12 protein-coding genes are annotated in these 12,022 nt (G+C 68.4%); 5 read left to right on the top strand and 7 right to left on the bottom strand.

All coding sequences use genetic code 11. From position 1 onward, the window contains the following. Positions 1–67 precede the first annotated feature (67 nt). Together LV780_RS04560 and LV780_RS04555 are read left to right on the top strand one after the other, a co-directional pair. On the top strand, positions 68–529 hold the full coding sequence (locus tag LV780_RS04560) for a c-type cytochrome (protein WP_011908082.1): 462 nt from the start codon (positions 68–70) through the stop codon (positions 527–529). Positions 530–532: 3 nt separating this feature from the next. Continuing rightward, positions 533–1,423 carry a c-type cytochrome gene (locus tag LV780_RS04555; protein WP_108221409.1) on the top strand — a complete coding sequence of 297 codons (891 nt, stop codon included), beginning with the start codon at positions 533–535 and terminating at the stop codon, positions 1,421–1,423. A gap of 34 nt (positions 1,424–1,457) precedes the next feature. On the opposite strand, the gene lipA is transcribed toward LV780_RS04555, so the two are convergent. After that, complete coding sequence (lipA, locus tag LV780_RS04550; RefSeq protein WP_011908080.1) at positions 1,458–2,420, bottom strand: lipoyl synthase; 963 nt, start codon at positions 2,418–2,420, stop codon at positions 1,458–1,460. Between the two features lie 162 nt (positions 2,421–2,582). Here lipA and LV780_RS04545 point away from each other — a divergent pair, with 162 nt between their 5' ends. Beyond that, positions 2,583–3,314 carry an MIP family channel protein gene (locus LV780_RS04545; RefSeq protein ID WP_101340607.1) on the top strand — a complete coding sequence of 244 codons (732 nt, stop codon included), beginning with the start codon at positions 2,583–2,585 and terminating at the stop codon, positions 3,312–3,314. Positions 3,315–3,939: 625 nt separating this feature from the next. Beyond that, positions 3,940–4,602 carry an invasion associated locus B family protein gene (locus tag LV780_RS04540; RefSeq protein WP_011908078.1) on the top strand — a complete coding sequence of 221 codons (663 nt, stop codon included), beginning with the start codon at positions 3,940–3,942 and terminating at the stop codon, positions 4,600–4,602. A gap of 83 nt (positions 4,603–4,685) precedes the next feature. On the opposite strand, the gene LV780_RS04535 is transcribed toward LV780_RS04540, so the two are convergent. The 4 genes from LV780_RS04535 to LV780_RS04520 are packed head-to-tail and all read right to left on the bottom strand — an operon-like array spanning position 4,686 to position 8,979. Further along, complete coding sequence (locus LV780_RS04535) at positions 4,686–5,894, bottom strand: beta-ketoacyl-[acyl-carrier-protein] synthase family protein (RefSeq protein WP_101340606.1); 1,209 nt, start codon at positions 5,892–5,894, stop codon at positions 4,686–4,688. Between the two features lie 10 nt (positions 5,895–5,904). Then, positions 5,905–6,171: an acyl carrier protein gene (locus tag LV780_RS04530; protein WP_011908076.1), complete on the bottom strand. Its 267-nt coding sequence runs from the start codon at positions 6,169–6,171 to the stop codon at positions 5,905–5,907. A gap of 33 nt (positions 6,172–6,204) precedes the next feature. Further along, complete coding sequence (locus LV780_RS04525; RefSeq protein WP_108221408.1) at positions 6,205–7,296, bottom strand: UDP-3-O-(3-hydroxymyristoyl)glucosamine N-acyltransferase; 1,092 nt, start codon at positions 7,294–7,296, stop codon at positions 6,205–6,207. 48 nt (positions 7,297–7,344) lie between these two features. Continuing rightward, positions 7,345–8,979 carry a L,D-transpeptidase scaffold domain-containing protein gene (locus LV780_RS04520; RefSeq protein ID WP_181318515.1) on the bottom strand — a complete coding sequence of 545 codons (1,635 nt, stop codon included), beginning with the start codon at positions 8,977–8,979 and terminating at the stop codon, positions 7,345–7,347. A 287-nt stretch (positions 8,980–9,266) separates the two neighbouring features. On the opposite strand from LV780_RS04520, the gene LV780_RS04515 reads away from it, so the two are divergent. Further along, positions 9,267–9,833, top strand: coding sequence for a YcbK family protein (locus tag LV780_RS04515; protein WP_011908073.1), 567 nt, complete (start codon positions 9,267–9,269; stop codon positions 9,831–9,833). Positions 9,834–9,943: 110 nt separating this feature from the next. Here LV780_RS04515 and LV780_RS04510 read toward each other — a convergent pair whose 3' ends face one another. Further along, positions 9,944–10,675, bottom strand: a complete 732-nt coding sequence (locus LV780_RS04510) for an RlmE family RNA methyltransferase (protein ID WP_108221406.1) — start codon at positions 10,673–10,675, stop codon at positions 9,944–9,946. Continuing rightward, positions 10,672–11,808 carry a Ppx/GppA phosphatase family protein gene (locus tag LV780_RS04505; protein WP_011908070.1) on the bottom strand — a complete coding sequence of 379 codons (1,137 nt, stop codon included), beginning with the start codon at positions 11,806–11,808 and terminating at the stop codon, positions 10,672–10,674. Before LV780_RS04505 ends, LV780_RS04510 begins: the two co-directional genes overlap by 4 nt. Positions 11,809–12,022 lie beyond the last annotated feature (214 nt).

Here is a 12,022-nt window from a genome sequence, read left to right as displayed (position 1 = left end):
CCCGTAGGCCAATCGGCGGACGCGGGCTAGCCTCTTCTTCCGCAGTCCATAGCCAGGAGGCCGTTTGATGCGACCCATTCCAGCATTTGCCCTGACCTTCTCTCTCGCAGCCTTTCCCGCCGTCGCCCAGGATGCCCGCCAGATCGAGCGGATGATGGAAGGGCGGCAAGGGCTCATGACGCTGATGGCCCACGAGCTGGGCAAGCTGGGCGGCATGGCCAAGGAAGAGATGCCCTATGACGAGGCGGTTGCGGGCAAGGCCGCGGCGAATCTCGCGGCGCTGGCCTCGGTGATCTCGCCCGAGCTTTTCCCGCAGGGCTCCGGCGAGGGTGAGGCGGAGGGCAGCGAAGCCCTTCCAGCCATCTGGGAACAGCCGGACGACTTCGTGACCAAGATCAACGGCATGCAGGAGGCCGCCGCGACGATGCAGGCCGCGGCGGGCACCGATCTTGCGGCGCTTCAGGCCGCCATGCGGGATGTGGGCGCGGGCTGCGGAAGCTGCCACGAGACCTACCGCCAGAAGGACTGAGGCATGCGGCGCATCCTGACGGTCGGTCTCGCGCTCCTTCTGGTCGCGGGGGCGGCCGGACTGTGGCTCACCCGGCCGGTCACGAGCGACCCCGCGACGCTTGCGGGCCTGACAGGCGATGCCGGCCGGGGCGAGCGGGTCTTCTGGGCCGGAGGATGCGCCTCGTGCCATGCCGCCCGCGATGCCCGCGGCGAGGCGCGGCTCGTGCTGTCGGGCGGCCTGCGGCTGACCACGGACTTCGGCACCTTCGTCGCGCCCAACATCTCGCCCGATCCCACCCACGGGATCGGCGCCTGGTCGCTCGAGGATCTGGACTCGGCCCTGCGCCACGGCACCTCGCCCGAGGGGCAGCACTATTACCCCTCCTTCCCCTACACGTCCTACGCCCATGCGACGCCCCAGGACGTGGCCGACCTCCGGGCCTTTCTCGACACCCTGCCCCCATCGGATCGCCCGAACGAGCCGCACGAGCTGGGCTTCCCCTACAACCAGCGCATGCTCCTCGGCGGCTGGAAGCTGCTGGCGGGCGGCCCGTCATGGATCGTCGAGGGCGACCTCTCGACGGCGGAAGAGCGCGGCCGCTATCTGGTCGAGGGTCTCGGCCACTGCGGCGAGTGTCATACGGCGCGCAACGCGCTCGGCCTGCGCGACACCGGCCGCTGGCTGGCCGGCGGGCCGAACCCCGAGGGGCGCGGGACGATCCCGAACATCACCCCCGCCAGGCTCGACTGGTCCGAGGGCGACATAGCGGAGTATCTGAGCTCGGGCTTCACCCCGGAGTATGATTCCGCGGGCGGGCAGATGGCGGATGTGGTGCGCAACACCGGCCAGCTCCCGGACGAGGACCGCCGCGCCATCGCGGCCTATCTGAAGAAGGTGCCGGGGATCGAGTGAGAAGGAGGCGACCGACGCCGCCCCCCGATCGCCGTCAGGCGCCCAGACGCTCCAGCCGCGCGGCGCGCAGGCGGGCGAAATCCTCGCCGGCATGGTAGGACGACCGGGTAAGCGGCGTGGCCGATACCATCAGGAAGCCCTTGCCGTAGGCGGCCTTTTCGTAGCTCGCAAATTCCTCGGGAGTCACGAAACGGTCAACCCGGTGGTGCTTGGGCGTGGGCTGCAGATACTGGCCGATGGTCAGGAAATCCACGCCGGCCGCGCGCATGTCGTCCATCACCTGCATCACGCCCTGCCGGTCCTCGCCAAGGCCCACCATGATCCCCGACTTGGTGAAGATCTGCGGATCCAGCTCCTTGGCCCGCTGGAGCAGCCGCAGCGAGTGGAAGTAGCGCGCGCCGGGCCGGACCTCGGGATAGAGGCCCGGCACCGTCTCGAGATTGTGGTTGAACACGTCGGGACGCGCCGCCACCACGGTCTCGAGCGCCTCGGGCCCGCATTTCAGGAAATCCGGCACCAGCACCTCGACCGTGGTGCCCTGCGCCCGGTGACGGATCGCGCGGATCGTCTGGGCGAAATGCTCGGCCCCGCCATCCTCCAGATCGTCGCGATCCACGCTCGTCACCACGACATGCTTGAGGCCGAGCTGGCTGACGGCATGGGCGACGCGCCCCGGCTCGAAGGCGTCGAGCGCCTGAGGCTTGCCGGTGGCCACGTTGCAGAAGGTGCAGCCGCGCGTGCAGATCTCGCCCATGATCATCATGGTCGCGTGACCCTGCCCCCAGCATTCGCCGACATTGGGGCAGCCCGCCTCCTCGCAGACGGTCGCGAGCTTCTGGCCGCGGATGATGTCCCGCGTTTCCTTGTAGCCCTCGGACGTCGGAGCCTTGACGCGGATCCAGGAGGGCTTCCTGGGCTGGTCATTGTCCGGGCGGTGCGCCTTTTCCGGGTGGCGCTGGTCGGGAATCTTCAGGTCGCGCACAAGTTTTCCGATCATGAAAGCGACGTTCCATGTTCATATAGGCCGTCGCGAGCGACGGAGCCAGCCCATACGGCCCGCAGGAACGCCCGCGCCCTCATTCCGGGTCCCAGACCCCAAACTGCCTTTTCAATGCAAGACCGGACACTGCCCATACATTCACAGACACGGGGATGATCCATGACCAAGAAGCTCCTCGCTGAAATGCTCGGCACATTCATTCTTGTCTTCTTCGGCTGCGGAGCGGCCGTGCTGATGGGAGAGCAGATCGGAATGCTCGGCATCTCGCTCGCCTTCGGCCTCTCCATCGTCGCGGCCGCCTATTCGCTCGGGGCGATCTCGGGCGCCCATCTCAACCCTGCCGTCTCGCTCGGCTTCCTGATGGCGGGCCGGATGCCGATGGCCGAGTTCGGCGGCTATGTCGTGGCGCAGGTGGCGGGCGCCACCCTCGGCGCGCTCGTCGTCTTCCTCGTGGCTTCCGGCAAGGCCGATTATGCGCTGGCGACGGACGGGCTCGGCCAGAACGGATATGGCACGGGCTACCAGGGGGAATATTCGCTGGGGGCTGCCCTGATCTTCGAGCTGGTGGCCACCTTCATCTTCGTCTGCGTGGTTCTGGCGGCCACGGCCTCGCATGTCTCGGCGGCCTCGACGGCGCTTGCGGGCCTGGCCATCGGCCTGACCCTCGCCGGCATCCATCTGGTCGGGATCAATGTCACCGGCGTCTCGGTCAATCCCGCCCGCTCGATCGGGCCGGCGGTCTTCGTGGGCGGCAAGGCGCTCGCCGACCTCTGGGTCTTCATCGCGGCCCCCCTTGCCGGAGGCGCTGCGGCGGGTCTGGCCCATGCCTCGGGCTTCTTCCGGCCCGGCGGCCTGCAACCCGCACCGGCCACCGGAGCGCCCGTCCTCTAGCCCCGTGGCACGGCGCCCCCCGGCCGCCGTGCCGCCTGCTGTCCCGGCCCCCCTCGCGGCCGACGTCACCTGACCACGGTGCACCGGGACCTTCGCCGCAGCCCGGGCGATGAGCATCGGCGGACGGGTGCGAGGACCGCGACGCGCCTGCCCCCGGATCCGCCGGAGGCGTCCGCCGAGACAATACATCCTTGAACCATCTGCGCGTGTCTGGGCGATGCCGGGGGTGATCCTCGCCGCCGGTGCGCCTTCCTCCCTGAACTGGACTGGCCGCGCCTTCATCCGAAGGCGCGGTTTTTCCAGCCTTTTCGGCAGCCGGGGCCGGATCGATTCGCGGTTGACGGGCCTTGATTTAGCCCTTAGCGTCCCCATCAGTTGAAGTCGGCCAGTCCGACAGGGAGCAAAATTGACGCAGGGAAGGGCCGGACTGCCGGCCCTTTTCGCTTTGGCTCCTTGCGCCGCAGCCCGACCGCCCGACCGGCCATCCGGCGCGAGAGGCGTCACGGACCCATCCCCGGCCATGTACGACCGGCCGCCACCTGCGGCGGATCGCGCATTTGGCACCTGACTTCGGCGGGTCGGCGTGCTACAGCCCGCCCGACATCATGTGAGGACAGGATCGCGCATGTCGAGCAATCAACTGAAAACCCTTTGCGTCATGGCCCTCGGCCTCGCCCTCGCCCCGACGGCCTGGGCGCAGGAGACGCCCGCGGCACCGGCCGCCGAAGCCCCGGCCGCGCAAGCTCCCGCCGAAGGGGCCGCCGCTCCGCAGGGTCTGTCAATGGGAGAGGAAGAGCCGTCCGACGGGATCGGCTCCACCTATGTCGCCGAAACGCACGGCGACTGGCAGCAGCGCTGCGTCCGCACCGAGGACGGGGCCGACCCCTGCCAGATGTATCAGCTTCTGAAGGATGCCGAGGGCAACTCGGTCGCCGAGATCAGCATGTTCGCCCTTCCGGCCGGTCAGCAGGCCGCGGCCGGCGCGACCATCGTGGCGCCGCTCGAGACGCTGCTGACGGCGAACCTGGCTCTGGGCGTCGATGCGGCCAAGCCCAAGGTCTATCCCTTCTCCTGGTGCAACCGCGTGGGCTGCTTTGCGCGCGTGGGCTTCACCCAAGCGGAGGTGGACGCGTTCAAGAAGGGCAACAAGAGCGTGGTGACGATCGTTCCGGCCGTCGCACCCGACCAGAAGGTCGCGCTGACCGTCTCGCTCAAGGGCTTCACCGCCGCCTATGACGCGGTCAAGAGCGCGAACGAAAAGGCCGACGCGGCGCCTGCCGGCAACTGATCCGGTCAAGGCTCAAGGCCGGCGCCGCTTCCGCAAGGCAGCGGCGCCTTTCACAAGGTGCCACAGGCGAGACCCGCCCGAGGTCAGACGCGGCGCAGCGCGAGGACCGCGTTCAGCCCGCCAAAGGCAAAGGCGTTCGAGAGCACCACATCCACCCGCGCCTCGCGCGCCACGTTCGGCACGACATCCAGCGCACATTCCGGGTCGGGCTCCTCATAGCCGATCGTCGGCGCGATCACCCCTTCGCGCAGGGCGAGGATGCAGGCCAGCAGTTCCACCGCGCCCGTCCCGCCGATCAGGTGGCCGTGCATCGACTTGGTGGACGAGATCATCAGCCGGTCGGCGTGATGGCCGAACACATCCGCCACCGCCGCGCATTCGGTCTTGTCGTTGGCCGCCGTGCCGGTGCCGTGGGCGTTGATGTAGCCCACCGCCTCGGGATTGAGCTTCGCATCGCGCAGCGCCCCCTCGATGGCGCGCGCCGCCCCCAGCTTCGAGGGCATCACGATGTCGGACGCGTCCGAGGTCATGGCAAAGCCGATCACCTCGGCCAGGATATCGGCGCCGCGCGCACGGGCGTGCTCGTATTCCTCGAAGACGAAGATCGCCGCGCCCTCGCCCTGCACCATGCCATTGCGGTTCAGCGAGAAGGGCCGGCAGGCGTCCTTCGACATGACGCGCAGCCCCTCCCACGCCTTGATCCCGCCGAAGCAGAGCATGGCCTCGGATCCGCCGGTCAGCATGACCCGGCTCATGCCCGAACGGACCATGTTGAAGGCCTGCCCCATCGCATGGTTCGAACTGGCGCAGGCGGTCGCCACCGTGAAGGACGGCCCGCGGAGCTGGAACTCCATCGAGATATGCGAGGCGGCCGCGTTGTTCATCAGTTTGGGCACGACGAACGGATGGACGCGGTTCTTCCCCTCTTCATAGACCACGCGGTAATTTTCGTCCCAGGTGTTCACCCCGCCGCCCGCGGTGCCGAGGATCACCCCGGCCTCCAGCCCCAGACTGCCGGCAAAGGTCAGCCCCGACTGCGCCACCGCCTCGCGGGCCGCCAGAAGCGTGAACTGGGTGAACTTGTCGTAGAGGACGATCTGCTGGCGGTTGAAATGCGCCTCGGGATCCCAGTTGTGGACCTGCCCACCGATCTGGATCGACAGCCGCTCCTTGTCGCGGATGTCGAGATCGGTGATCCCGCACCGGCCCTCGCGGAAGGCTGCGATCGTGCCTGCAACATCGTGCGCCAGCGCGTTGATCGTGCCGGCGCCCGTAATGACCACTCGTTTCATGCGGCGTCCGTCAGGCGGCCTGCTGGGCCACCAGCCCTTCCACCGCCGCCACGATGGCCGCCACCGACGAGATGTCGAAGCCGCTCGCCTGCGGGTCGTTGGCGTTGAAGGGCACCGAGATGTCGAAGGCTTCCTCGATGGCGAAGATCGATTCCACGAGGCCCAGGCTGTCGATGCCAAGCTCTTCGAGCGTCGCATCCATCTTCACATCCGACGGTTCCAGAACCGCCTGCTCCGCGATGATCGCTATGACCTTTTCCTGAACGCTCTGTGCCATGGTCTTCCCCCTGCACCGTCTGCTGACGGCGATCTAGCCACTCTGCCCCGTCTTTGAAACAGCTTTCTGAAGCTCTGCCACCGTCGCCGCCAGCCGCGGCAGACGACGCATGGCCTTCTGGATCTCGATCTGCGTCTCCATCTTCACGGCCGGATCCCCGAGGATCACCCGCCCGGCCGGCGCGTTGGTGCGGATCTTGGTCGAGCCGCCGGCGATCACGTCGTCGCCCACGAAGATGTTGTCCGAGACGCCGACCTGTCCACCCAGCACGACGCGGTTGCCGATCCGGGACGAGCCCGCGATTCCCACCTGCCCGCAGAGCAGGCAGTCCTGCCCCACCTGGACATTGTGGCCCACCTGCACGAGATTGTCGATCTTGGTGCCGTTGCCCACCACCGTGTCGCGGATCGTGCCCCGGTCGATGGTCGAGTTCGCCCCCACCTCGACATCGTCCCCGATCCGCACCGAGCCGAGCGAGTGGATGCGGACCCAGGATTGCTGCCGGATCTCCTCGCGATCGCCGAGCGTTTCGCGGATTTCCTCGACGCCGGATTTCTCGGGCGTGACGAAGGAAAAGCCGTCCGCGCCGATCACCGCGCCCGGCTGGCAGATGAACCGGTCGCCGATCCGCACACGCGCGCCGATCCGCGCGCCCTGCAGGATCAGCGCATCGTTCCCGATCTCGGCCCCTTCGGCGATCGAGACGTGGCTGGCGATCCGCGCCCCGGGCCCGATGCGGACGCCCGCGCCGATGGTGACGAAGGGGCCCACCGCCGCGCCCTCGCCCAGCCCGGCCGAGGGATCGACCAGCGCCATCGGATGCACGCCGGGCGCGATCTGCGGCCCCGGATCGAAGATCCGCGAGAGGCCGGCCATTGCCAGCCGCCCGCGCGGCACGAAGATCGCCGCCTCCAGCCCCAGCCCGCGCCAGTCCGCCCCCGGCCAGAGCATCGCCGCCCGAGCGTCGCCCCGCGCCAGCCCCTCGGCATAGCGCGGGTCCATCGCCAGCGCGAGCGCATCGCCGCCGGCCGCCACAGGCTCGGCCGCGTGCGTCACGACAAGCTCGAGGTTGCCATCAGCCTCGGCGCCGAGCGCCGCGGCGATCTCGCGGATTGTATGGCCCATGTCGCGGCTCCGAAGGCTTCGGCGGCCTCCTGCCGCCCCGGTCCAGATCTAGCCCTGAACCGCGCCCGGCACCACCCCGGCGGCGCGCAGCGCCTCCAAGATCACGCCATCGCGACCGTAGATGTCCTGCCGATAGCTCATCCGCCCGGTCGGCCCCGCCCAGGCGGTGGAATAGACCAGATGCACCGGCACCGGCTCTTCCAGCCGCACCACCGTCTCCTTGCCGGTCCTCAGATGGGACTGGAACAGCCCCTCTGGATCGTCGGACTGCCGGGCCAGCAGGGCATAGGCGAAGTCGAAGGGCTGCGCCAGACGGATGCAGCCGTGCGAGAAGGCCCGGACCTCGCGGTCGAACAGCGACTTCGAGGGCGTGTCGTGCAGGTAGATGTTCCAGGGGTTCGGGAACATGAACTTGACCAGCCCCAGCGCATTTCCGTCCGAGGGCGGCTGCCGCATCGAATAGGGAAAGTTGCGCGCATTGTAGGCGTTGAAGTTGACCGAGCCGCGATTGACCACCTGTCCGCGGCTGTCGATCAGCTTCAGATGGGCGGCGGCGTTCGGATTGCGCTGCAGCAGCGGCAGATATTCCTTGGTGGTGATCGAACGCGGCACATGCCACGACGGGTTGATCACCATATATTCCATCTCGTCCGAAAACTCGGGGCTGCGCTGGTCGGGACTGTCCTTGCCGATCACCGAGCGGGTCTCGAACGTCACCTTGCCGCCCTCGACGATGCGGGCGCTGAAATCGGTGAGGTTCACCCAGATGTGCCGCTCGCCCCGGTCGCTGGCCAGCCAGCGCTCGCGCTCCAGCGCCACGAGAACCGATTCCAGCCGCGTCTCGGGCGACACGTTCAGCGCGGCCAGCGTACCCTCACCCACGACGCCGTCGGGCGTGAGCCCGTGGTCGATCTGGAAGGCCCGCACCGCCGCCTCGATCGAGGCGTCATAGCCCGCCACCGTGCTGCGGCCGAGGTAGCCCATGGCCATCAGCCGGTTGCGCAGCGCCAGAACGCCCTCGCCCGTGGCGCCAGGGCGCAGCTTCCCGGCCGGAACCTGCGGGCCCCATCCGCCGGCCGCGATCCGGGCCTCCAGCTCCATTCGGGCCCGCATCAGACGCGCATACTCGGGCGTGCGCGGCGCAAGGCCGTTCAGGAACGGCCGGGGATCCGCCTCGAAGGCCGTCAGCACCGAACGCGGATCGAGGCGCTGCACCTCGCGCTTGATGCCCGGATCGACCTTGCCGGGCTCGAGCGCGCCCCCGCGCAGGTCGTGGGCCCAGGCCAGAAGCGCCCGCGTCATCGCCACCTCGACGCGCCCCCGGTCGGCCTCGGTCCGGGCGGCGCGGAAGCGGGCGGCCAGCTCCGCCGCATCATAGCGCTGCACCGGCAGACCGTGGGCCGAGGCCTGCGCTATGGCCGTCAGGAACGCCTGCCGACGCTCCGCATCCTCGGGCCCGGTCCAGAGCGGGCGATAGGACCGCCCGGCATAGAAGGCCGAGATCACGTCGCTCCGCCCCGCGGCCTCGGCCACCGAACGGGTGAAGGGTGTCAGCGCCGGCGCCGAAGGATTCGCCAGAGCGCCCGTCCCGAGGAAGGCGGCGAGGCAAAGGGCAAGCCCGAATCCGGCCTTATGACGGTGGGGAGACGACATGGACACCTCAAGCGGGGAAGGTCGGCGCATTTCCTACCAACTTCGGCTATTTGCCGGCCCTCGTAAATCCGGGGCCGCGCGCGCCTGCGACATTGTCGCTTTTTCGTCACGCCGCCGAACTTTCCCCAACCCGCCGATGAGCGCGCTCCCGTTCAGCAAATTTTTGCCTATTGGCCGTCAACTGCGCCGGTGCGGCCAATCCGGCACTTCTGTTGCAGGGAACCATATGGCATAGGAGGTAAGCACTTGGGGACGAGTAGCAAACAAAGCTGCCGGAACAGGCGGTCAAAAGACCAAGCGACGGGACAGGCGCTCACATGACACGGACGAACACGCTCATCACGCGGCGCGGCCTTCTTGGTGCGTTTGCCGCCTCTGCTGTGGTTGCAGCCCCCACCTATTCGCATGCCTTCGGTTTCCTGCGCGGTGCGGGCGACGTGCGGCGGATCCGCATGTATTCGGGGCGCACCGGCGAGTCGATGGATACGATCTACTGGATCGAAGGGGAGTACATCCCCGAGGCGCTCAAGGAAATCAATCACTTCATGCGCGACTGGCGGACGAATGACATCACGCGCATCGACCCTCGGGCGGTGGACATCATGGCCGCCTCGCACCGGCTGATGGATGTGTCCGAACCCTACATGCTGCTCTCGGGCTACCGTTCGCCCAAGACCAACGCGATGCTGCGGTCGCAGTCGAGCGGCGTGGCCCGCAACTCACTGCACCTGCGCGGACAGGCGGCCGACCTGCGGCTCAAGTCGCGCTCGGTGGGTCAGATGGCCAAGGCGGCGGAGGCCTGCGCCTCGGGCGGTGTCGGCCGCTACTCGCGGTCCGATTTCGTTCACATGGATTGTGGCCCGGTGCGTCACTGGGGCCGCTGAGACAACCGAACCACCCTTGAAGCCGGGCGCCCTCTTGCGGCGCCCTTCTTCGTTCCAGGGCCGCGCGCCGGCCCGGCGGGCGTCAAAATCCCGACAGCGGCGCCCGAGCCTCACTCATCGTCCGCGCCCTCGCGCGACCGGCCGCGGAAGCCCATCGCCACGACGAACTTTTCCGAACTGTCCGCGCGGCTGGCCGGAGGCTTCACGTTCGCCACCTTGGTGAAATTCTTCTTCAGCAACGCCTGCAGCTCATTCTCGGCCCCGCCGGCCAGAACCTTGGCCACGAAGGTGCCGCCCTCTTCCAGCACGTCGAAGGCAAAGGCCGCCGCGGCCTCGCAGAGCGCGATGATGCGCAGGTGGTCGGTGCCCTTGTGGCCCGAGGCGGCCGCAGCCATGTCGCTCATCACCACATCGGCCCGGCCGCCGAGCCAGCCCTTCACCTTCTCGTCCGCATCGTCGGACAGGAAATCGAGCTGGTGGATCTCGGCCCCGGCGATCGGCTCCACCTCCTGAAGATCGACCCCCAGCACCGTGCCCTGCGCCTTGTTCTTCTTCTGGCCGAGCGCGTTCACCCGCTCGACGGCGACCTGACACCAGCCGCCGGGCGCGCAGCCGAGATCCACCACCCGGCATCCGGGCTTGAGGAAGCCGAACTTGTCGTCCAGCTCGAGGATCTTGTAGGCGGCCCGGCCCCGGAACCCCTCCTTTTTGGCGCGGACCACATAGGGATCGTTCAGCTGCCGTTCGAGCCAGAGCGTCGAGGACAGCTTGCGCCCCTTCGCCGTCTTCACCCGCACGCGCAGCTCGCGCTGTCCCCGGCCCGATGTGTTCTTGGTTGTCATTTGTAGGGTCCGTCTTCCAGAACGCCGTCGGCGCTCATCTGTGCATACAAAAGGCCCTCGCGCAGACCGCGGTCGGCCACCGACAGCCGGTCCGTGGGCCAGATCCGCATCAGGGCCTGCAGGATCGCCGCGCCCGACATGATCAGCGAATGCCGCTCGCGCCCGATGCGGGGATCGGTGCGCCGCCCCTCGGGGCCGAGGGTGAGATAGTCCCGGATCACCGTGTCGATCTGGTCCGAGGTCATGTGCAGCCCGTCCACCTTGGTCCGGTCGTAGCGGCGCAGCCCGAGGAACGAGGCCGCCACGGTCGTGATCGTGCCGGAGGTGCCGATGATCTGGAACCCCTCGCGCGGATTCTCGGCATTGTAGGGCGAGAAGCTCGCGAGATTCTCCTCGAAATACCAGCTCATCAGGGCAAAGCGCGCGGCATCGTCCTCGACATCCCCGAACTGGTCCTTGAGCGTCGCCACCCCCAGCGGCACCGAGATCCAGTCCACCACCCGCGCCTCGGGGCCAATGCCCTTGGGCGTGAAGCTGGAATGAAGCCGCATGATCGCCCGCGGCCGCTCCTCGCGCGGGACGGCCGAAAGGTCGATCCAGACAAGCTCGGTCGAGCCGCCGCCGATATCGACCACCAGCAACTGCTCGGTGCGCCGCGACACCAGCGGCGCGCAGGAAATGACGGCGAGGCGCGCCTCCTCCTCCGGGGCGATGATCTCGAGCGCGAGCCCGGTCTCGCGCCGGATCTGGCGGATGAAGTCGCGCGCGTTTCGCGCCCTGCGGCAGGCCTCGGTCGCCACCAGCCGCATCCGGCGGACGTGGTGCTTCTCGATCTTCTTCTGGCAGATCCGCAGCGCCTGGATCGTGCGGCCCATCGAGGCGCGCGAAAGCCGGCCGGAAGCTTCCAGCCCGACGCCGAGCTGCACGGTCTTGGAAAACGAATCCACGACCTGAAACTGACTGCCCTTCGGCTGGGCAATCAGCATGCGGCAACTGTTCGTGCCGAGGTCCAGCGCCGCATAGAGCTGCCCCCGGTCGCTTGGCGGGGTGACGGAAGGTTCCACCGCTGCGCCGACGGCCAGATCGCCGCGCGCCGGGATCGCGTCCGCACCCCTGGGACGCTCGGGCGTCATCGTCGCCCTCCATTCATGGTTACCTCAAGAGTATGCGCGCCAAGCCCCCGCCGCAAGGTCGGATCGTCGCAGGCGCATCACTCGGAGCCGCATCCGCAGACTGCCGGGGGAACGGCAATCGTCCGCGGCCAGCGCCCGCAAATGCGACGTTGGGGAAACGGCCCGCGCCTGCGCAGGGGGCGGCGTCGCTCCGCGCTCGCACCATGTCGAAATC

Source organism: Cereibacter azotoformans (assembly GCF_021391315.1).
Taxonomy (GTDB): domain Bacteria; phylum Pseudomonadota; class Alphaproteobacteria; order Rhodobacterales; family Rhodobacteraceae; genus Cereibacter_A; species Cereibacter_A azotoformans.
The sequence above is the reverse complement of the archived record's forward strand: the minus strand, read 5'-3'. Positions and strand labels throughout refer to the sequence as shown.